Annotated in this window: 18 protein-coding genes and 1 pseudogene; 11 read left to right on the top strand and 8 right to left on the bottom strand. The window is 73.0% G+C overall.

The window, feature by feature from the left end:
• The first annotated feature begins 272 nt into the window (after positions 1-272).
• Complete coding sequence (locus ACGFS9_RS02840; RefSeq protein WP_393250102.1) at positions 273-563, top strand: hypothetical protein; 291 nt, start codon at positions 273-275, stop codon at positions 561-563.
• Between the two features lie 183 nt (positions 564-746).
• Here the strand turns inward: ACGFS9_RS02840 and ACGFS9_RS02835 are convergent, their stop codons facing one another.
• A complete protein-coding gene (locus ACGFS9_RS02835; protein ID WP_393250100.1) occupies positions 747-947 on the bottom strand; it encodes a hypothetical protein in 201 nt (66 codons plus the stop codon).
• 213 nt (positions 948-1,160) lie between these two features.
• On the opposite strand from ACGFS9_RS02835, the gene ACGFS9_RS02830 reads away from it, so the two are divergent.
• Positions 1,161-1,310 (top strand): hypothetical protein, encoded by a 150-nt coding sequence (locus ACGFS9_RS02830; protein WP_393250098.1) that lies wholly within the window; start codon positions 1,161-1,163, stop codon positions 1,308-1,310.
• Between the two features lie 405 nt (positions 1,311-1,715).
• Here the strand turns inward: ACGFS9_RS02830 and ACGFS9_RS02825 are convergent, their stop codons facing one another.
• On the bottom strand, positions 1,716-1,979 hold the full coding sequence (locus ACGFS9_RS02825) for a GntR family transcriptional regulator (RefSeq protein ID WP_393250096.1): 264 nt from the start codon (positions 1,977-1,979) through the stop codon (positions 1,716-1,718).
• 148 nt (positions 1,980-2,127) lie between these two features.
• Here ACGFS9_RS02825 and ACGFS9_RS02820 point away from each other — a divergent pair, with 148 nt between their 5' ends.
• Together ACGFS9_RS02820 and ACGFS9_RS02815 are read left to right on the top strand one after the other, a co-directional pair.
• The gene (locus ACGFS9_RS02820; protein WP_393250094.1) at positions 2,128-2,439 is read left to right on the top strand and encodes a hypothetical protein; all 312 of its coding nucleotides are present in this window, start codon (positions 2,128-2,130) and stop codon (positions 2,437-2,439) included.
• A complete protein-coding gene (locus ACGFS9_RS02815) occupies positions 2,436-2,699 on the top strand; it encodes a hypothetical protein (protein WP_393250092.1) in 264 nt (87 codons plus the stop codon). Before ACGFS9_RS02820 ends, ACGFS9_RS02815 begins: the two co-directional genes overlap by 4 nt.
• Before the next feature lie 238 nt (positions 2,700-2,937).
• Here ACGFS9_RS02815 and ACGFS9_RS02810 read toward each other — a convergent pair whose 3' ends face one another.
• From ACGFS9_RS02810 to ACGFS9_RS02795, 4 genes are all read right to left on the bottom strand, one after another.
• A complete protein-coding gene (locus ACGFS9_RS02810) occupies positions 2,938-4,278 on the bottom strand; it encodes a ferric reductase-like transmembrane domain-containing protein (RefSeq protein WP_393250090.1) in 1,341 nt (446 codons plus the stop codon).
• A gap of 415 nt (positions 4,279-4,693) precedes the next feature.
• Complete coding sequence (locus ACGFS9_RS02805; protein ID WP_393250088.1) at positions 4,694-5,497, bottom strand: hypothetical protein; 804 nt, start codon at positions 5,495-5,497, stop codon at positions 4,694-4,696.
• Entirely contained in the window at positions 5,497-6,036 is a 540-nt protein-coding gene (locus ACGFS9_RS02800; protein WP_393250086.1) for a SigE family RNA polymerase sigma factor, read from the bottom strand. The genes ACGFS9_RS02805 and ACGFS9_RS02800 overlap by 1 nt, the downstream gene beginning before the upstream one ends.
• A 10-nt stretch (positions 6,037-6,046) precedes the next feature.
• Positions 6,047-7,306, bottom strand: a complete 1,260-nt coding sequence (locus tag ACGFS9_RS02795) for an MFS transporter (protein ID WP_393250084.1) — start codon at positions 7,304-7,306, stop codon at positions 6,047-6,049.
• 129 nt (positions 7,307-7,435) lie between these two features.
• Between ACGFS9_RS02795 and ACGFS9_RS02790 the strand changes: the two genes are divergently transcribed.
• The 4 genes and pseudogenes from ACGFS9_RS02790 (at position 7,436) to ACGFS9_RS02775 (ending at position 10,581) form a co-directional block, all read left to right on the top strand.
• Positions 7,436-8,458 (top strand): ArsR family transcriptional regulator, encoded by a 1,023-nt coding sequence (locus tag ACGFS9_RS02790; protein ID WP_393250082.1) that lies wholly within the window; start codon positions 7,436-7,438, stop codon positions 8,456-8,458.
• Positions 8,455-8,958 carry a glutathione peroxidase gene (locus ACGFS9_RS02785; RefSeq protein WP_393250080.1) on the top strand — a complete coding sequence of 168 codons (504 nt, stop codon included), beginning with the start codon at positions 8,455-8,457 and terminating at the stop codon, positions 8,956-8,958. Before ACGFS9_RS02790 ends, ACGFS9_RS02785 begins: the two co-directional genes overlap by 4 nt.
• Positions 8,959-9,052: 94 nt before the next feature.
• Positions 9,053-9,250 (top strand): annotated as a pseudogene (locus ACGFS9_RS02780) (MerR family transcriptional regulator); the annotation flags it as partial.
• Between the two features lie 347 nt (positions 9,251-9,597).
• Complete coding sequence (locus ACGFS9_RS02775) at positions 9,598-10,581, top strand: alpha/beta fold hydrolase (protein WP_393250078.1); 984 nt, start codon at positions 9,598-9,600, stop codon at positions 10,579-10,581.
• On the opposite strand, the gene ACGFS9_RS02770 is transcribed toward ACGFS9_RS02775, so the two are convergent.
• Both ACGFS9_RS02770 and ACGFS9_RS02765 read right to left on the bottom strand, forming a co-directional pair.
• Positions 10,578-12,560, bottom strand: coding sequence for an MFS transporter (locus ACGFS9_RS02770; protein ID WP_393250076.1), 1,983 nt, complete (start codon positions 12,558-12,560; stop codon positions 10,578-10,580). The two genes, ACGFS9_RS02775 and ACGFS9_RS02770, sit on opposite strands and share 4 nt — an antisense overlap.
• Positions 12,561-12,763: 203 nt before the next feature.
• A complete protein-coding gene (locus ACGFS9_RS02765) occupies positions 12,764-15,649 on the bottom strand; it encodes a D-alanyl-D-alanine carboxypeptidase (protein WP_393250074.1) in 2,886 nt (961 codons plus the stop codon).
• Between the two features lie 411 nt (positions 15,650-16,060).
• Here ACGFS9_RS02765 and ACGFS9_RS02760 point away from each other — a divergent pair, with 411 nt between their 5' ends.
• The 3 genes from ACGFS9_RS02760 to ACGFS9_RS02750 all read left to right on the top strand — a co-directional run bounded on the left by ACGFS9_RS02760 (position 16,061) and on the right by ACGFS9_RS02750 (position 18,707).
• Entirely contained in the window at positions 16,061-16,816 is a 756-nt protein-coding gene (locus ACGFS9_RS02760; RefSeq protein WP_393250072.1) for a GPP34 family phosphoprotein, read from the top strand.
• A gap of 467 nt (positions 16,817-17,283) precedes the next feature.
• Complete coding sequence (locus ACGFS9_RS02755; protein WP_393250070.1) at positions 17,284-18,141, top strand: helix-turn-helix domain-containing protein; 858 nt, start codon at positions 17,284-17,286, stop codon at positions 18,139-18,141.
• A gap of 356 nt (positions 18,142-18,497) precedes the next feature.
• Positions 18,498-18,707 (top strand): DUF397 domain-containing protein, encoded by a 210-nt coding sequence (locus ACGFS9_RS02750; RefSeq protein ID WP_393250068.1) that lies wholly within the window; start codon positions 18,498-18,500, stop codon positions 18,705-18,707.
• The last annotated feature ends 230 nt before the right edge of the window (positions 18,708-18,937 follow it).

Here is an 18,937-nt window from a genome sequence, read left to right as displayed (position 1 = left end):
GGTTGTGGGGTTTGTGCGCGTCTGGTTTGTGCGAGGGGGGGCGCCCCCCCCGGCCCCCCCCCCCCCCACGCCCGCTCCATGGTGTGTGGGTCGAAGGCGGACGGGATGGGAGCTGGGGTGAGTGGTGGGTTGGCGTAAGCGGGTACACAGCATCCGTCAGTGCCTGATCGGCAGCGAGCCAGGCCACAAACTGCTGGTCTCTGGCATGACGGTCTGCTTGCGCAGCTGCGTACTGTGCACCTGTCGAACAGGCTCCTGCATCGGAGTAACGAATGTTCCTGATCCCTCTGCTGCTGGGCGCCGGGTTGATACTGGTCGGGTTTGCCCTGATGACGGACCACCGTGGCATCGCACAACGGACCGTCGACACGTACTTGAACCCTGTCCACGCCGACCCCAGCCTCCTGCGGACCTTCAACCGACTGGGATTCGAGCATCCGGGGATGGACTTCCTCCGTTACGCCCCACTCCAACGGCGGCTTGTGCGGATCTGGGGTGGGTTTATGTGCGTCTTCGGGCTCGGGTTCCTGGCCGCAGGCGTCGTGCTCTTCGTTCGTGCATGACCCCCGCTATGCGGCTTTACCGTCCCCGCTTCCTGGCACGTGTGCCCGTCGCGTGCCCGACCGGTCGGGGGCCAGCGGGGAACCACGGGGACAGACAGCAAGATCGCCGCAGGATCGCAGGTCACAAGCGCCCAGGTCAGAGGTCATCCACATACGGGATCTTCCAAACTGGTGCGCCACGGATCAGGAGTAGAAGCCTCGGCCATACTCTTCGGGCCCGACAGTGAAGTCGCCCGGACGGTCACGCCTCAACTCCTCATACCGGACCGCGAACACGTCAATGGCTTCATGAATCGAGCCCATCGCTTCACGGATTGTCTTGATCGCGAGGATGGTCCGGTGATCGAGGATGTCGCGGTCCACGCTCGCAGGCAGTTCGGTCATGAGTCCTCCGAAGTTCTGTACAGCAGCCGAGTACAGCAACCGAGGAGACCACAGGCAACCGAGTATGACCTTGCCAACCCTGCTGAACAGCCAAGCGAACCTCAGCGGCCATCGCGCCCGTAGTTCGCATCGAGGGGGCGCCGACCAACCGGTGAGGCTCAGCCATTTACAATCCGCCCGCCACCGCTGACCAGTGCGGCCAAGGGGAGACTCATGAGTGATCAAAACCTGCTGCGGGAAGCACTCACGCCAGCAGACCGCCTGCTGATCCTCCTTAAGATCATCATGGCGGTGATCGTCTTGCCGCTTGCCCTCATGTGGGTTGCGGCCATGTCGTTTTACGTCCTGGTCGGCACGGCCTAAGGGGCCGCGGGGCGTGCCACTTCCGTGCCAGAACGGGCGGGGACTCACGGGGAATCGGGGTTCCCCAGGGTGCGCGCGGCCCCACGCCGCCCGAGACAGGGATTCCTAGGTCAGGCCCAGAGTCGCCCCACCTCGCTCCTAAAGCGGGTGTCGCAGGTTCGAATCCTGCCGGGGGCACCAGGGAAAGGGCCCCGGACCGATCATGGTCCGGGGCCTTGACGGCACTAGTTGACGCCAGTTACATCAGTGACGGCTCAATCTGGGAGTCGACCTCACACGGACTGGCCACGCCCAGCTTCAGGTGGAGCCTGCGGGTCCCCTGGCGACCGAAGCGCCGAGACCATCGCAGTAGCGAGTGTGGTACGGGTTTCGGCGCGTTGCCCAGGCAGGCTCGACCGAACCTGGCTACGCGGAGGGGGCGGGAGTCTCGGGGGAGGGCGGCAGGGGGTCGGCAACGAATGTCCCCAGCCCGACCTCGCCCCTCGTCCACCCCTCCTCCCGGGCGTACCGCATCGCCTTCGCCGCTGTCGCGTTGACTACGCCGAACTCCTGGGCGATTTCGAGAGTGGAGGGCACACGGCTTCCCGGTGGATACGTGCCGTTCTTGATGCGCCGGATGATCTCCGCTGCGATCTGCCGCCACAGCGGGCGCGTGCGGTCAAGCTCCATGACATCAGCGTGGGTGACCACAGCATTCCATGAATCCGTGGTTATCTGCGGTTATCCGCGCTACTGTTGCTTGGCAGCACAGAACGGCCCCGACGGGAAGCGGCTACTTCCCTATCGGGGCCTCAGCCGACTGACAAGGAGTCGACCTATGCGCAGCCTACTGGCCGCGATTCTGGCCCTGTTCCTTCCCGCCCGCGGTACCCACCGCCCCGCCGCACCCCCGCCATCACTGCCCCTCACCCCCTGCCCGACCGTTCCGGCGCCCCGGCCCGTGATCACGCGCCCGAACGCGGCGGACGCCATCACCTCCGACGGCATGCCCCTGGTCCGGCCGTACGTCGTCGAGTGGGAGCGGGACGAACACGACCGTCGCCGCCTTCAACGCGAGCGGCGCCGGGCTGCGGCCCTGGCGACGCCGAGGAAGGACTACGTTCCGGTTCCGCGGGAGGTCGCCGCATGAGCGCGGGCACGCCGCGTCTGCGAAGCCTCGGCTTCGACCCGGTCACCGGCAAGAAGGCACTGGCGGTCACACACCCCGGCGGCCTTCTTGAGGAGTTGGCCGACGCGCATGCGCTGAAGGCGGCCACGGTCCTGGTGACGGTCGTCGGCGCCGTACTGGAGGCGGGAAAGGCGTCGGACGCCGAACTCGCCGCCTTTGTCACGCCGTTGCACGCCGCGCTCGAAGAATGCGTCGGCATCATGGTGGCAGACAGGGAGTGACGCCGTAGAGGCGATTCGGCCGCAGGGTCGGTGGATGGTGGGTACCCGGGGCTCTTCCTGGGTACCCACCATTCGCCGACCGCAGCACGGGGCTGTTCCTCCTCCGGGAGGTCTCCGCCGCACCCAGCTGCCCGTCGTCCGCCGCCGGCCCCGCGCCTAGGCCGCACCGCGACCCCTGAACGCCATCCAGGCAGCGGCACGACCCGTGACCGGCTCACCCTCCAGAGGAGGCCTCCCCTCAGGCCAGGCCGAACTTCTCCGCGTGTACCTGGCGCGCGGGGACCCGGAGTTCGCGCAGGCTGTTCAGGACGGCGGCGGTCATGGCGGGCGGGCCGCACACGTACACGTCGCGGTCGGTGATGTCGGGGACCAGGCTGTGCAGGCCGGCCGGGGCGAACGGCGGGGCCGCGGCCTCGCCGGTTCTGCCGGTGAGCAGGTGCAGCCGCCCGCCGCGCAGGCCCACCAGGTGGCGCACCTCGTCAAGGAGCACGGCGTCGGCCTCGCTGCGCACCCGGTACAGCACGACGACGTCGCCGCTCGCCTCCTCCTCCAGCATGGCCCGCACGGGCGTGATCCCCACGCCGCCGGCGATCAGCACGGCGCCGGGCCGGGACCGGTGCAGCGCGGTGAACGCTCCGTACGGTCCCTCGACGACGGCGCGGCTGCCGACCGGGACGTGCCGCAGCCCGGCACTGGCGCTGCCCGCCGCCTTCGCCGTGAGGCGCAGCCCCTGCGCGGTGGGCGCCGCGGAGAGGGAGAAGGGGTTGGCCAGCCACCAGTGCTGGTGGCCGGGGAACCTCCAGACGCAGAACTGGCCGGCCCGGGCCGGGAGTTTGTCGAGGTGCCGTCCGGTGACGTACACGGAGACGACGTCGTCCGACTCCGGTACCACGGCGGTGACGTGGAACCGGTGGTAGGCGTTGCGCCACAGCGGGAGGGCGACGCGTCCGGTCAGCAGGGCGCCGAACGCGAACAGCCACAGCGTCCACCAGTAGGCCGTGGCGAACGCCGAGGAGGTGAACGTCGTGGTCTCCTGCAACTGGTGGACGAAGGACAGGCCGAGGGCCACGTAGAGCAGCAGGTGCAGCCCGTGCCAGACCTCGTAGCGCAGTCGCCGGCGCAGGGGCCGCGTGGAGATCGCGGCGATGACGACCAGGAGGGCCGCGGCGAGCATGCCCAGCAGCGACGCGGGGACCCCGCTCAGCGCGGCGAACGTGGCGGCCGGGGAGGCGTCGTCGAGCCGCGCGTAGCCGAGCACCACCAGGGTGGCGTGGGTGAGGACGGTCCACAGCAGCAGGAACCCGTTCCACCGGTGCCACACGGTGAGCCGGTCCATCCCGATGCGGCGGTCCAGCCAGGGCAGCCTGGCCACCAGCAGCAGCTGGAACAGCATGAGCACGGCCGCGTGCAGTCCGAAGAACTTGGCGCTGGTGAGCGTCCCGTTCTTGCCCGATCCGGCGCTCAGGAACAGCGCCTCCACGATCACGGCGTTGACGACGGCGAAGGCGCCCATCGCCCATCGTGCCGCGTCCACCGGAGGCACGCCGCCTCTGCGCACCGCGTTGTTCGCCGTCGTCATGGTCCCCCGCTCCCCCGTGGCCGCCGCACCGGCGGCCGGTATGCCCACACCCCGTGAGGATCGGGCGACTCGGCCTGCAGGATGCCCGATCGAGAGTGCATACGGGGCGCGGGCCCGATCCGTTCACGCCGGTGCCGAGGCATTCCGGCGGATTCCGGCGGCACCCGGTACGGCCGGCCCCTCCTTGACGGTCTCCGCTTCCAGGTGGCCTCCGCCCCCCTGGTGCCCTCCGCCTCCCTGACGGCCTCGGCCCCCCTTGATGCCCTCCGCCCCCCTGAACCCTCCGCCTGCTTGGTGGTCTCCGCCTCCCCGATGGCCTCCGTCTCCTCGGCGGCCCCGGCCCCCTCCTGATGCCCTCCCCCCCCCTGACCCCCTCCGCCTGCTTGGTGGTCTCCGTCTACTTGGTGGTCTCCGTCTACTTGGTGACCTCCACGGACTCGTACGTCGTGGCGCCCGGCGCGACGCAGGCGAACCAGTTCGCCGTGGGCAGGCCGCGGACCGAGCGGATCACGGCGTTCGTGTTGTGCTGGGCCGCGTTGTCGGGGGCGCGGTCGGCCAGGGTCGTGCGGCCGTCCTTCCAGTGGCAGGCGACCTGGCGCACGGTCGGGGCCACGGTGCCGACGACCAGGCGCAGCGGTCCCGAGTGCCCCGTGAGCGGCTGCGGGATCGGGTGGATGTCGGTTCCCCGGGGGGCGGGCGGTTCGGCGACGGTGTCGAAGGTGACGAGGCGGGTCCGGTCGTGGCCGTATCCGCGCAGGACGAAGTAGCTGGTCCTGCCCACCAGATCGGACGCTCCTCCCGTGGTCACCGGGGTGAGGCCCCAGCCGCGCATGGCCCGGAACTGCCGTACGGCCTCCTGCTCGTCCCGCGGCGCCGGCCACACCTGCACGTTCACACCCCATTGCGCGCCGTCGACCATGCCGAAGGCGACGTGCGAGATCTGCGGCTCGTCCACCAGGGGGTGCGTGGGAGCGGGGTGCGCGGGCGCGCTGTCGTCCCGCGTGCCGGGCAGTCCGGTCAGGGCCGTCGCTCCCACCGACCCCAGCAGGGCGAGTGCGGCGGCGGCCGTCAGGGCCCGGCGCCTGGTCCGGCGGCGTCCACCGGAGCGCATGACCGCCTGGACCGGTGCCGGACCGGCCTCGAAGGCGTCCGCGATGCCGGTGAGAAGAGGGGGCAGCTCCCTCGACGCCGTGGTGTCGTCCTCTGCGTTGCCGGTCATCACGCCCTCCCCTTCTGTGCCATGACGTCGTGCAGTGCGGGCAGTCGGCGCAGCTTCGCTATCCCCTTGGCCGCGTTGCTCTTGACGCTGCCCACCGAGCACCGCATGGCCTCGGCCGTCTGCGTCTCGGTGAGATCCGCCCAGTAGCGCAGGACCACCGCCTGCCGTTGCCGGGGCGGCAGTTCGGCCAGGGCCGCGAGCAGCACGCTGCGGTCGTCGGCCCGCGCCATCAGGTCCCCGGTGTCGGCCGTGTCGGCGACCAGGTCCGTGTCGGATCGCGGGGCGAGGAACTCCTTCAGCTTCCGACGGTGCCTGCGGGCATGCAGGTTGATCATCACGCGCCGGACGTACGCCTCGGGACGGTCGGCCGATCCGACGCGGTTCCAGGCCGCGTAGACGCGTTCCAGCGTCGCCTGGGCCAGGTCCTCGGCCGCGTGCCGCTCCCCCGTCAGGAGATACGCCGTGCGCGCCAGCTGCGGCCAGTGCCCCGTCATGAACGTCCGGAACTCCGCGTCCCGGACCTGTTTGCCGTCTCTCATCGGCACCTCCTCACAGACTGGGAGTCCGCGGGCCGTCCGAACCGTTGCCTCCACCCTCTCCGGCCGCGGAACGGGAGAGCGGCCGGGAGCCTCGGCGGGGTGCGGTCGCGGGGCTGCCCGCGCGCAGCGCCGGTGCGAGGGTCAGCGTCACCGTGATCGACGCGGCGGCCAGGACGGTCATCGCCGTCGCGGGCGGGATCAGTTGGGCGACGCCGCCGGCGAGTGCCGCGCTCACGCCCTGCATCGTCAGCATGCCCGCGGTGTGGAGGCCGAGGGCGTGGCCGCCGAGGCCGTCGGGGATCAGGGCGACCAGGCGTTCCTGCTGGATCAGGCTCGCCCCGAAGCCGACCGAGGCGACCATCACGCAGGCGGCGGCCGGCCAGGCTCCCGGACGCAGCACGAAGAACAGGTACGGCGTCGCGAGGAGCAGCAGGAACGGGATGCCGAGGCGGGCCCGGACCCGGGGCGGCAGGAGACGGCCGACGGTCAGGTCGCCGGCGAACATGCCGAGGGCGGCGGCGGCGAACAGCAGGCCGGCGTGGTTCGGCGCGTAGGACACGTACAGCGACTCGCAGCCGACGATCAGGCCGTTGGGCACCCACAACAGGAGGTAGAGGGTGCGGCGTTCCGGCGAGGAGAAGAGGAGGGCGTTGGTGCGCCGGGTCCGGGCGATCGACGGGCGGCCGGTGGCCCGGGGTGCCCGCCGGGTCAGGCCGAGGCGGGCGGTCAGGGCCGCGGCCAGGTAGAGGCCGGCCGCCAGGAGGAGCGTGGCGCGCGGGGAGAGCAGGGCCACCAGGACGCCGCCGGCCGCGTACCCGGTGATCTGCGCGAGGCCGCTCGTCATGTTGAAGAGCGAGCGGCCCGTCAGGTAGCCCTCCGGGGAGAGGATCTCGTTCAGCAGCCCCCACAGCACGCCGCCGCCGCAGGACTGGACCAGGCCGAGGAGGAGCAGGAGGCCGAAGACCGCCGCCACCGGCAGGCCGGGGATCGCCATGGCCGCCGTGCCGAGGCCGAAGAGGAGCGCGATGCCGGACACCGTCGCCCTCGGCGGCAGCCGGTCCGCCGCCGACAGCAGGGTGGTGGCGCCGGCCACCTGCGCCAGCGCGGGGCCGAACATGCTGAGGGCGGTGAGCAGCGGGGACTGCGTCGCCCGGTACACCAGGGTGCCGAGGGCGAGGCCGCCGACGGTCGAGGCGGCGGTGCGGAGGCAGGAGGACAGGAACAGGGGGGTGAACTCCCGCGTGCGGAAGAGGTCGGAGTAGCTGCGCATGGCCGGAGTCTGCGGACCGGACGGGACGCCCGATATCGTTTCGCGCACCCGCGAAACGTCACCGTGGTCCGGGCGGGGCGGGAGGGGCTCGCAGCACACCGGGGCGACCGGGGAACGGGGGACGTCCGCATGGGCTGGTGGCAGGTCAACGCCGACACGCTCGCCGGGAGCCGCTTCGTGCTGTCGCCGCTCGCCGAGACGTTCGCCTGTCTGAAGCTGCTGCACGCGGGCGTCGCCGCGCACCCCGGTGAACGGGCCTGGCTGGACGTCCACCTCCCCGCGTACCGCGCGCGGCTGGCCCGCGCCCCGGTCACCGCGCTGCTCGTGCGCTCGGGGCTCGGGCGCGGGTGGATCGCCGACTTCCTCACGCCGACGCCGTACGGCGGCGAGAGCTTCGAGACCGAGGTCGCCCGCGTCCGGGAGGCGTCGGCCGCGGACGCCCGCGCCCACCTCGTGCGCTCCACGGGCGGTGCGCTGCCCGCCGCCCTCGCCGACCGCGACGACCTGCCCGAGCGGGCCGCCGCGCTGCTGACCGCCCTGTGGGAGGAGTCCGTGGAGCCCGACTGGGAGCGGCGGCGGCGCGTCCTGGAGGCCGACGTGGTGGCGCGGACCGCGCAGTTGAGCCAGGGCGGTTGGGCGGCGGCGCTGGACGGGCTGCGGCCGGGGACCCGCTGGCTCGGCGGCAACCGCCTCCAGGTGAACCTCCAGGAGTACCCGCCGCGCGAGATATCCGGCGCCCAGCTCGTCTTCGTGCCGGTCACGCCGACGACCGGATGGGTGTCCTGGGAGGACGCCCACCGCTACGCCGTGGTCTACCCGTGCGCGGGAGCCCTGGCCGACGTGCGGGCGGCCGCGGTCCCGGAGAGCCTCGGCGCCCTCCTCGGGGGCGCCCGCGCCCAGGTCCTCGTCCTGCTCGACTCCCCCCTTTCCACCAGCCAGCTCGTCGCCGTGACCGGGCAGGGGCTCGGATCGGTGGGACGCCATCTGCGGGTGCTGCTGGACGCGCGGCTCGTGCGGCGCCGGCGGGCCGGGCGGTCGGTGCTGTACGCGCGGACGGCCGCGGGCGAGGTGCTCGTCGCGGCCCAGCGGGCGGAAACCGGGAGGGCTCGGCCGGCGGGCCCCTCCCCCACCGGAGTTAGCATCCGCTCATGACTACCGACCACACCGACTCCGTCCTCGACACCGAGATCGGGGCCCTCCAGGGGGGCTCCGCCGACCTGTCCCGGTACGCGGGCCAGGCCGTCCTCATCGTGAACGTGGCCTCCCAGTGCGGGCTGACCCCGCAGTACGCCGGCCTGGAGAAGCTGCACGAGCGGTACGCCGGCCAGGGCTTCACCGTCCTCGGCGTCCCCTGCAACCAGTTCATGGGCCAGGAGCCCGGCAGCTCCGAGGAGATCGCCGCGTTCTGCTCCGCCACCTACGGCGTGACCTTCCCGATGACCGAGAAGGTCGAGGTGAACGGCGAGGGCCGGCACGGCCTGTACGAGCGTCTCGTGGGCACCGCCGACGCCGAGGGGCACACCGGCGACATCCGCTGGAACTTCGAGAAGTTCCTCATCGGCCGGGACGGCACGGTCGTCGGCCGCTTCTCCCCGCAGACCGAGCCCGAGTCCGCCGAGCTGGTCTCCGCGGTCGAGAAGGCGATCGGCTGATCCGCCGTTGACCTCGCCCCTGGGACGAGGGGCAGCGTCCTGCGTCACCGGGCGGCCCTCGCCCGGTGACGCAGGATGAACGGGGGACGAGGACCTGCTCGGCATCGGCGCGTTCGCCGCGCGGGCGCGGCTGTCGGCCACGGCGCTGCGCCTCTACAACCGGCTGGGGCTGCTGCGCCCGGCGTACGTCGACGGGGCCGGCGGCTGCCGCCACCACCGGGCCGGGCAGAGCGAACGGGCCCGGCCCGTCGCCCTGCTGCGCCGGCTCGACATGCCGCCGGCGCGCATCGCGGGGACGCCGGCCGAGGTGACGCCTCCCCGCCGGACCCGGCCGAGGTGATGCGTCCCCCGCCGGACGCCGGCCCGCTGTGACACAGCCCCATCGGACACCGCCCGGCGCGACGCGGCCCCATCGTGCACGGCCGGCACGGCACGGCCCCATCGGACACAGGCCGGTGCGGCACGTCCCCGTCGGACACCGGTCGGCGCGACGCCTCCCCAACGGGCGCGGCCGGGGTGGCGCGCCGCGCCCACCTTCGGGTGAAGCTGCGGACCCCTTCGTGTGACGGAGCGGGCACGCGCCGCGGGAGGCGTGTAGCAGTGGGAGGTTCGGTGATCTCGTCCCATCCGGGAGTTCCTGTGCCTTCTGTCGCTTCCTCGCTCCACGTCCCCTCCCAGGCATCGGGAGGCGGGGCGTCCACGGACGTCGAGGAACGCCCGCTCCGGTGGGAGGGGTACGCGTACACCGCCCGGATCGTGCGGGGCCGCAGCCCGGTCACGGAGCCGCTGCTCGTGCTCGGCGGCTCCGACCAGACGCGGTACTCGTGGGTGCGGCACGAGCGCCGCCTCGGCGAGCTGGGCACCGTCGTCACGGTGGACCTGCCCGGCTTCGGCGACACGGACTTCCTGCCCGCCGAGCACGGCATCGACTTCCTCGCCGAGTGCGCGGCGCACATGCTGCGCGAGCTGGGGCTCGGCCCGGTGAACCTGTACGCCGGCTGCTACGGCGCGGCGGTCGGGCTGCGGCTCGCCCAGCGCCACCCGGAGCATCTGCGCCGGATGGCCGTGCAGGGCATGTCGGACCACGTCCCGGGCTGGTTCGCGCGGGCGCTCGTGGGATGGGTGCGGATGCTGGAGGAGGGGCGCGTCGAGGAGACGGCGGAGGAGTTCGTGCGGTGCTTCGTGCCGCCGCCGGGCGACCTCACCGTCCGCAAGCACGCCGCCCTGGCCCGCCTGATGTACCAGCAGTTCGCGGCGCAGACCCCGCGCGAGGTGACGGTGACCGTGGAGCGGAACCGGCGGCTGCTGGCCCACGAGTGGTACCGGCGGGCGCCCGTCCCCGCCGTGCCCTACCTCGCGTTCACCGGCGAGCACGACACGCTCACCACACCGGACATGGTCCGCGGGATCGCGGCGGACCTGCCGGGCTCGCGCTTCACGACGCTCGCCGAGTGCGGGCACCTGGCCCACCTCCAGCGGCCCGCGGACTTCTGCGACCTGCTCGTCCGGTTCTTCCGCGACGAGCCGCTGGAGGACGCGGGCCTGGCGTACTGCGGCCCGTTCGAACAGAACCGGCGCCTGCCCTCCGGCGGTCCGGGCGGACCGAGCGGGTCGCGGAGCTAGCGCAGTTCCTCCGGGCACGGGGTGCCCCGGGGAAGCTGGTAGGGCGCGGCGAGCCGGTAGGTGCCGGGCTTCGGGGCCAGCAACTGCGTCCAGGTGTCGCCCGCCGCGGTCTCCTCCGTCGGCATGAGGCAGCCGTTGAGGTTGTCGTACGTCCTCGCGGTGCCCTCCGCGCGCTCCTTGGACGCCTGCGTCTCCTGCGGCGGTTTCAGGCTCTTGCCGTCCGGGTCGACGATGCTCAGCCACGGCGAGTACGGGATGCGGATGAGGACGCGGCCCGCCCGCTTCACCTCGATGGTCAGCTCGCCCTGCTCCGCCCGGTCGACGACGGCGTGCGGCTCGGCGAGCGGGACCGGGTCGGTGACGGTGAAGAGCTGCCAGTTGGCGTCTCCCCAGACCTGGCGCAGGTAGGGCATGCCCCGCTGCACCAGCCGGCGTTCGCGCTGGCCCCCGTCGCCGTCCGGTTCGTCCTTGGGCAGCACGACGTAGTGGACCGCCCAGCGCTGGAGCCACTCGTGGTAGTTCGCCGAGTTGAGGGTGTCGTCGTAGAAGAGGGGGTTGCGCTCCATGTCGGCCTGGCGGTTCCAGCCGCGGGCGAGGTTCACGTAGGGGGCGAGGGCGGACGCCTCGCGGTGCGAGCGGGCGGGGACCACCTCGACGCGGCCCTTCTCTGCGTCGACCTGCTGGAGCTGGTTCACCAGCGGGGCCAGTTCACGGGCCCAGGACGCGGCCGGGGTGGTGTGCACGACGTCGTCGACCGACTTGACGCCGATCCACACGATGAAGCCGGCGAACGCGACGGCGATGGCGTACCACTTGCGGGACCTCGGGACGGCGAACGGCAGCGCCGCGATCAGCGCGACGCCGCCGAAGAGCATCGACAGCCGGGTGATGTTCGACCCGATCTGCGAACTGATCAGCCAGACGAGGAGCACCGCCAGGGCGGACACCGCGGAGGTGATCCGTACCGTCGTCCAGTCCTTGGGGACCAGGACGTAGACGAGGACCGCGTAGAGGAACGGCAGCACGGCCGACCAGAAGGCCATCGGCTGGGTGCCGGAGAAGGGGAACAGCCAGGCCGAGACGGCGACGACGAGTGTCGGCGCGAGACCGAGGGCCCAGGCGCCGGGGAGGCGCTTCTGGAGGAAGAGCGCGACCGCCACCAGCCCCACGAAGAGTCCGGCCACCGGCGAGGCGGCCGTCGCGAGGGCGGCGAGCGGCGCGGCGCACAGCGCCTTCGCCCAGCGCTTGTAGCGCCAGCGGTGGGGCCAGCAGAAGACGACGGCGACCGCGGCGAGCGCGAAGAGCGTGCCGAGGCCGTAGGTGACCCGGCCGGACGCGGCGTTGCACAGGAGCGCGAAGACGCCGGCGAGCGCCGGGGCCGTCGGATTGCGGACCGCGCGGCTGCGCACGAGGATCATCGTCAGCAGCCCGGCGGAGAGGGTTCCGGCGATCATCATCGTGGTGCGCACGCCGAGCACCGACATCAGGTACGGCGACACCACGCTGTAGGAGACCGGGTGCATCCCGCCGTACCAGGCGAGGTTGTACGCCGAGTCGGGGTGCCGTCCGACGAACTCCGCCCACGCGTCCTGCGCCGCCAGATCTCCCCCGCTGTTCGCGAAGGTGAAGAACCACACGACGTGCAGCACACCGGCGAGCACGGTGGACAGGACGACGGGGTGACGGCGGAACAGGTTGAGCCGCGCGGTGCCGGACGGCTCGGCCGGTGCGGCGGGAGCGGGGCCGGCGGACGGCGCGAGGGGACCGGCCGCGGGGTCGGGCCCGCGGTCGCGCGGGCCGGAGTCCTCGGGGCGGCCGTCTCCGGGACGCGGGTCCCGCGGGCCGGGTTCCGCGCGGTCGGCCGGGCGGGCGCCGTCGGCGTGGAGCGGCTCGTGGTCGCGGCCGGGCGGCGCTATTCGCGGGTCCGTTCCCGGACCGCGGTCGGCGTCGTCGGCGTGGGTCGGCTCCGCTGTCGCCACTGCAAGGTTCTCCCCGTGTCCCGTTGTCCGATCTGGGCCGGGACCCGCGGCTCGCGAACAGCCCCGATTGTCGCGACGCTAGCACGCGCCCCGCCGCGCGGGGCCCGTGCGAAGCGCCGTCCGGCAGAGGGCCGTGCGGGTGCCGCGTCCCGGCGTGGTCCCGTCGCGGGTGCCCGGCGGTCCGGCCGGGCACCCGCGTCCGTTCAGCCGAGCCGCGTCAGCTTCGCGCCGAGTCCGGGTTCGGCGAGGTCCGACTGGAGCGCCACCGGAATCGTCACGGCCCGGCTCGACCCGTCACCGACCGTCAGCCGGCCGACGACCGTGCCGGCCTTGCCGGTGTGCGGGACCTCGGTGTCGCCCGCGCCGATCGACAGGCGGGTCTTGAGACCGGGCCAGCCGACGGCCGTCATGTCCCTGGTGGCGACGACGGGGGTCCGGCCGCCGAGCTGGTCGTCCACGGAGCCGACGACCTGTCCCTTCTTCACCACGGTGGCGGTGGTCAGGCTCTTCTGGACCTTGTCGATCAGCTTCTGGCTGTTGGAGATCGCCAGGTGGAGGCTGTCCCAGACCTTGCCGGTGCCGGCGTCCTGGTTCATCACGGCGCCGTAGATCGTCCGGGTCTTGCCGTCGACGTTCTTGGTCGCGGCCCACACCAGGTTGCCGCCGGCCGGGGTCGAGGAGCCGGTCTTCAGGCCGATCACCCCGACCTGCTGCACGAGCAGGTCGTTGTTGTTGTAGATCGGGTTGTCGAGCCCGGGGATGTCGGCCTTGGCCATGCCGACGACGCTGCGGAACACGTCGTTCTGCATGACCTTCTTGGCCAGCTTGATCTGGTCGACGGCCGTGCTGACCGTGGTCTTCTTCAGCCCGCTCGGGTCCGTGTAGGTCGAGTTCGTCATGCCGAGGTCCTTGGCCGCGGCGTTCATCTTGGCGAGGAAGCTCTTGCTGTCGGAGTCCCAGCGGGCCAGCAGGCGCGCCACGTTGTTGCCGGAGGGGATCATCAGCATCTGGAGCATCTGGCGCTCGGTGAACTGCTGGCCCTTCGACATCGCGGCCGTCGACTCGTCGGGCAGCTTCGACTCGTCCTCGGCCTGCTGGTCGACCGTGATCTTCTCGCCGTCCTCGTTCCCCTTCAGGGGGTGCTCCTTGAGGATCACGTACGCCGTCATGATCTTGGCGACGCTCGCGACGGGCGCGGGGGCCTGCTTGCCGTCCGTGCCGAGGCTGCCGACGCCGTCGACCTCGATCGCGGACTGGCCCTGGCCCGGCCAGGGCAGGTCGAGCGTGCCGCCGTCGAAGGTGTACGTCTCGTCGGCGGTGAGCGCGAGGGCGGGCGTCGGCAGCGGCCGGAACGCCTGTGCGACCGCGAAGATCACGACGAGCAGCAGGACCAGCGGCGTCCAGATCTTGACCCGGCGCACCAGGGTGCGCACCGGCGTCTGCGGGGGCGGCGGGGTGTTGGTCAGTTCGGCGAGCAGGTCCAGCGGGGGCTTCGGCGGGAGCGGCTGCTGGGTGGTGCGCTCGGGCCCGACCTGCGGGACGACCGCGGTGGCCGAGGCCGGCCGGTCGGTGCCGGCCGGAGCGGCCGGCGGCTTCGGGCGGGCGGGGGCGGCGGCCTCGTCGAGGGACTTGAGGGCGACGAACCGGCTGGTGCGCTCGGGTTCGCCGCCGGGCTTGGCCACCGGTTCCGCGGACGGGTCGGCGGCGGGCCCGGCGGAGGGGGTGTCCGGCGCGTCCGCCGCGGGCTTCCCGGCGGGCGGGGCGGCGGCGTCCGCGGCCTTCCCGCCGGCCGGGCGCCGGGCGGCGTCACCGAGCTTGAGCATGGTGGTGGGCTGGTCGACGGCGGGTCGCGGCTTCCTGAAGACGCCGGTCGCCCGGTCGACGGGCGGGGCTTCGGCGGGGGCCGCGTCCACCGGGGGCTGCGGAGCGGTGTCGCCGTCACCGGCGGAGGTCCGGGGCCCCGCGGCGGCGTCCGTGCCGTCGTCCGTGTCGCCGGTCGCGCGGGCCGGTGCGCCCTTCGTGGTGGCGGGGGTGCCGGTGGTCGATCCGGTGCCGGCACCGGCCCCCGAGGCCGCCCGGGACGCCTGTGCGGCCTCGCCCTCGGGCGAGGTGGAGCCGGGGCGGTCCTGGGGCGCCCCGGCGGACGCGGGCTTCGCGTTCTCGGAGGCGCCTGAGACGGGCTTCGCGTCCTCGGAGGCGCCCGAGGCGGGCTTGGCGTCCTCGGGCGCGGTGGCGGGGGGCTCGGCGTCCTCCGGGGCGGCGGGCGCGGGCTTCGCGTCCTCGGGTTCGCCGGAGGCGGGCGCGGTGACGGGCGGCGCGTCCACCGGTTCGGTGGACGCGCGCTTGCCGTCCCGGGCGGCGGCCGAGGCGGAGGCGGGCTCCTCGCCGGCGGGTCCGGTCGCGCCGGAGGCGTCGTCCGGCGCCTCGCCCGCGGCGGGCTCCGGCGCCCCGTCGGCGGGGCGCTCGTCGGGCTCGGCCCCGGACACGGCGTCCGCCGTCGCGGCGGGTTCGGCCGCGTCGGACGCGCCGGTCGGGTCCGGGCGCGTCCCGCGGGCCGAGTCCGCGGCGGTCTCGGCCTCCTCGGCGCTGTGGGTGGCGTCGGTGGTGTCGGCGCTGTCGGTGGGGTCGGCGTCCTCCGCGTCCGCGGGGGCCGGGGCGGCGTCCTGCGGCGCGACGGTCCGCCGGGGCAGTGCGGGACCGTCGCCGCGTTCGGCACGGTCCGCCGGGGCGCCGCCGCTCGCGGAACCGGCACCGGAGGCGCCGGTGCCCGGCAACGGGGCCGCGGGGGCCTCGGGGTCGTCCGTCCCGTTCACCCACGCGGCGACGGCCGCACGGAGCCGGGTGTCGCCCTCGGCGCCCCCCTCGGGGGCGTCCGCGCCGGTGCCGGACCCGGCGGTGACGGCGGAACCCGCCGACGCCTCGGCCGGCTCCCCGGCCGTGGCGCCGCCTGCCGGGGCGTCGCTGCGGGAGCCGGCCGGCAGGGGTGCGTCCGCCGAGCGGGGGGCGTCCGCCGAGAGCGCCTTCGTGGAGAAGACGGCCGTCGCCCGGTCGACCCGCACGGTGGCGGCCCGTTCGCGGGCCATCGCCATCCGCGGATCGGACGCCGCCTCCCCCTGCTCCGCCGACGGCGCGGCGCCCGACGAGGGACTGCCCGATCGCGCCGGACCCGGAACCGGCGCCGGGGTCACCGGCGTCGCTTCTGCCGACGACGCCGACGACTCGTTCTGCTGCGACCTGTCGGGGGACTCGCCCGCCACCGATGCCTCCTCCATGCGGCGCGCGCACTGCGCGCCGAACCGAACCGTCAAACCCTTGTACCCGCTACCCGCCGCCCGGACATCGCTGTCCGAACCCTGTACCAGTGTCCTGTGTGAGGGATCGCCCCCCTGCGGTAGACGAGAACGACATACCTACCGGTTCCACCACATTCCGGTCACGCACCCTCGACAGACCAATGTGAGAGGGGTCACCCTGTCATTCATCCACGCGGGGAGGCATGGATGGGCAGGAGCCGCAGAACAATTCCGGAGGAGCTTCTGCTGCTGGCGTTGGACCCGGCCACGGGTACCACCGCGCAGCCGCAGTCGCTCGACCTCGGTCTGGCCGGAGCACAGCTAGTGGAGCTGGCGATGGCCGGACGGATAGCCCCAGACGGGGATCGTATCGCCGTGGTGGTGCCACGGCCGACTGGAGATCCGACACTCGACTGTGCGTTGGAACTGCTTCGCCGACGCGGAGCGCCCGTGCGCGCGGTCAACTGGATCGGCGGGCCCCGGCTGGGGCTGCGCCAGACCTATCTCTCGCATCTGGAGAGGTGCGGCATGGTCCATGCCGTGGCCGGCCAGATGTGCGGGGTGCTTCCGACGACTCGCTATCAGGCGACGGACACGGAAATCAGCCGGGAGATCAGGGCCCGGCTGGACAACGCGATCCGCACCGGCGTCCCGCCGGACCCGCGGACCGCGGCGCTCGCCGCGCTGGCCCACGCGGTCGGACTCGGCAAGCACCTGTATCCGGGGAACGAGGGACGCTCGTCCCGGTCCCGGCTGCGGGACCTGATCAGGCACGACCCCATGGGCGGACTCGTGGCGCACGCCGTGATGGACGTCCAGAACGGCGCGGCCGCACAGCCGCGCCGCAGCCCGGCACCGGCAGGCCGTCCGGCCACCGCCGGGGTCAGGTCCGCACCGGAGACCGCGCGCGGTGTTCCGATGCAGCCGCGCCACGGGTCGATGGCACGCGCCGTGGTCCACTGAGCCGCGGACCCGCGGCGGACCGCACGACCCGCACCGCTCGCACGACGGCATCATCCGCAGCACCGGCACCGCCGCAGGACCTCAGCGCCGCACCGCAGTCCCCATGATCCGGTTCGGGAGCCGCCGGCTCGCGCGGGGCGACGGGACCGTACGTCGGGGACGACGACACGGTTCCGCCGCCCCGCTCGGCCTCGTCTCCCGGCGGGGCGCGGGCGGCAGGCCGCCCGGGGGCGGGCCGGGCCCGCGGCGTTCGCCGCCGGCGGCAGGACGGGGCAGGCCGGACGCGGGGACGCGGCCCCGTGCGCCGCGGGAGCGGCCCGCGCGGACGCGGATACCCGGCCGAAACCCCGAATGTCCGCGTACGCAGCGCATATCCGCTGTTTCCCAGCGGTAGAAAGCACCTTGGTGGCAATCTGCTCAACAGCAGATACGCAAAGTAGAGGCCCGCAGCCGGAGGTGCACGTCCCGTGGCGTCAAGTGTCAATCCCACCGTCCGGCGGCGCCGGCTGGGCCAGGAGCTGCGCCGGCTCCGCGAGCTCAAGGGCATGACGGCCGAGGAGGTCGCCGAGCGCCTGCTGGTCTCCCAGTCCAAGATCAGCCGCCTGGAGAACGGGCGCCGCAGCATCAGCCAGCGCGACGTCCGCGACCTCTGCGGCGTCTACGAGGTCGAGGACCACCGGATCGTCGACTCGCTGATGCAGATGGCCAAGGACTCGCGCCAGCAGGGCTGGTGGCACTCCTTCGGCGACATCCCGTACAGCGTCTACATCGGCCTGGAGACCGACGCGGCGAGTCTGCGCGTGTACGACCCGCAGGTCGTCCCGGGCCTGCTCCAGACCCGGCCGTACGCGGAGGCCCTGATCGCCGGCGCGCTGCCGGAGACCGCGCCGGCCGACATCGACAAGCGGGTCCAGGTGCGCCTGAAGCGGCAGGAACGCATCTCCGCCCCGGACAACCCGCTGCGCCTGTGGACGGTCCTGGACGAGGCCGCCCTGCGCCGGGCGGTCGGCAACCGTTCCCTGATGCGCGAGCAACTGGAGCACCTGGTCGAGCAGTCCCAACTCCCGCACGTCACCGTGCAGGTGATCCCCTTCGAGATGGGCGCCCACCCGGGTCTCAACGGCCAGTACGCGATCCTGGAGTTCCCCGACGCGGCGGACTCCAGCGTGGTCTACATCGAGGGCGTGACGAGCGACCTGTACCTGGAGAAGGCGAACGACGTCCAGAAGTACAGCGTGATGTACGAGCATCTGCGGGCGCAGGCGCTGAACGTGGAGCAGTCCCGTCAGTTCATCGCGGACATCGCCAAGGACTACGCCCGGTGACGTGGACGCGGGGGCGGAGCGGGGAACCGGGGCCGGCCGGGCGGGGGAACCGGGCCGGCGGGGGACGCCGTGCGGGCGCTCCGCGGGCCGTCTGACGGCCCACCGCGAAGAAGGAGCCGGACCTTACACCGTGGACGGCCCACGGCGGAAGACCCCCATGGAATATGCCATCCGGTCGAGTGAATAGTCGCTTCGTCAGCCGATGGTGGCGAGTAGCGTCGATCACGCCACCGAGTCAACAACGTTGGCGCAAACCGAGCGGCGGGTTCCGTCAGGGGCCTTGCGGCACGGTGACAGCGCGTCGATGGCGTCGATGAGGGCAACTCACCGAAGAACGACTGCTTTCTGGAGCGATCATGGCTATTCAGCAGGGCGCCACCGACACGTGGACCAAGTCTTCCTACTCCACCGGCAACGGCGCCTGCGTCGAGGTCAAGTCCCCCGTCCTCGCGGCCCTGTCCGTGCGCGACTCCAAGGTCCCCGCGGGCCCCACGCTGGCCTTCCCCGCGGACGCGTGGAACACCTTCGTGGCCGAGGTCGCGCGGGGAGCCTCCGACCTCGTCTGACGCCGCGTGAGCCCACACAACTTCATACGCTTCACCGACAGAGCCCTCTCGACCGGTCCGCCGTCCTGGCCGAGGGGGCCCTTCCCTTTCCGGGCGACGGAACGGTTCGGCCGGACCGGTTCCGCCGCCCGGGTCGCGGCCCGCGGCGGCGGCCTTCGGCGGCGACGGCGGGCCTGGGTACCCGGACTCGGCGCCCGGCCGGCGGCGCAGGGGCCCGCCCGGTCCGCTCG

The sequence above is a fragment of the Streptomyces sp. NPDC048566 genome, assembly GCF_043199735.1.
Lineage (GTDB): Bacteria > Actinomycetota > Actinomycetes > Streptomycetales > Streptomycetaceae > Streptomyces.
This window is presented reverse-complemented; position numbering and strand designations above follow the sequence as displayed.

Excerpts from the sequence above, each read along its gene's own strand:
- ACGFS9_RS02815 (WP_393250092.1), top strand. The coding sequence starts at position 2,436 with ATGAGCGCGGGCACGCCGCGTCTGCGAAGCCTCGGCTTCGACCCGGTC.
- ACGFS9_RS02750 (WP_393250068.1), top strand. The coding sequence starts at position 18,498 with ATGGCTATTCAGCAGGGCGCCACCGACACGTGGACCAAGTCTTCCTAC.
- ACGFS9_RS02785 (WP_393250080.1), top strand. The coding sequence starts at position 8,455 with ATGACTACCGACCACACCGACTCCGTCCTCGACACCGAGATCGGGGCC.
- ACGFS9_RS02835 (WP_393250100.1), bottom strand. The coding sequence starts at position 947 with ATGACCGAACTGCCTGCGAGCGTGGACCGCGACATCCTCGATCACCGG.
- ACGFS9_RS02830 (WP_393250098.1), top strand. The coding sequence starts at position 1,161 with ATGAGTGATCAAAACCTGCTGCGGGAAGCACTCACGCCAGCAGACCGC.
- ACGFS9_RS02805 (WP_393250088.1), bottom strand. The coding sequence starts at position 5,497 with ATGACCGGCAACGCAGAGGACGACACCACGGCGTCGAGGGAGCTGCCC.
- ACGFS9_RS02820 (WP_393250094.1), top strand. The coding sequence starts at position 2,128 with ATGCGCAGCCTACTGGCCGCGATTCTGGCCCTGTTCCTTCCCGCCCGC.
- ACGFS9_RS02795 (WP_393250084.1), bottom strand. The coding sequence starts at position 7,306 with ATGCGCAGCTACTCCGACCTCTTCCGCACGCGGGAGTTCACCCCCCTG.
- ACGFS9_RS02825 (WP_393250096.1), bottom strand. The coding sequence starts at position 1,979 with ATGGAGCTTGACCGCACGCGCCCGCTGTGGCGGCAGATCGCAGCGGAG.
- ACGFS9_RS02760 (WP_393250072.1), top strand. The coding sequence starts at position 16,061 with ATGGGCAGGAGCCGCAGAACAATTCCGGAGGAGCTTCTGCTGCTGGCG.
- ACGFS9_RS02765 (WP_393250074.1), bottom strand. The coding sequence starts at position 15,649 with ATGGCGATGGCCCGCGAACGGGCCGCCACCGTGCGGGTCGACCGGGCG.
- ACGFS9_RS02790 (WP_393250082.1), top strand. The coding sequence starts at position 7,436 with ATGGGCTGGTGGCAGGTCAACGCCGACACGCTCGCCGGGAGCCGCTTC.
- ACGFS9_RS02800 (WP_393250086.1), bottom strand. The coding sequence starts at position 6,036 with ATGAGAGACGGCAAACAGGTCCGGGACGCGGAGTTCCGGACGTTCATG.
- ACGFS9_RS02840 (WP_393250102.1), top strand. The coding sequence starts at position 273 with ATGTTCCTGATCCCTCTGCTGCTGGGCGCCGGGTTGATACTGGTCGGG.
- ACGFS9_RS02810 (WP_393250090.1), bottom strand. The coding sequence starts at position 4,278 with ATGACGACGGCGAACAACGCGGTGCGCAGAGGCGGCGTGCCTCCGGTG.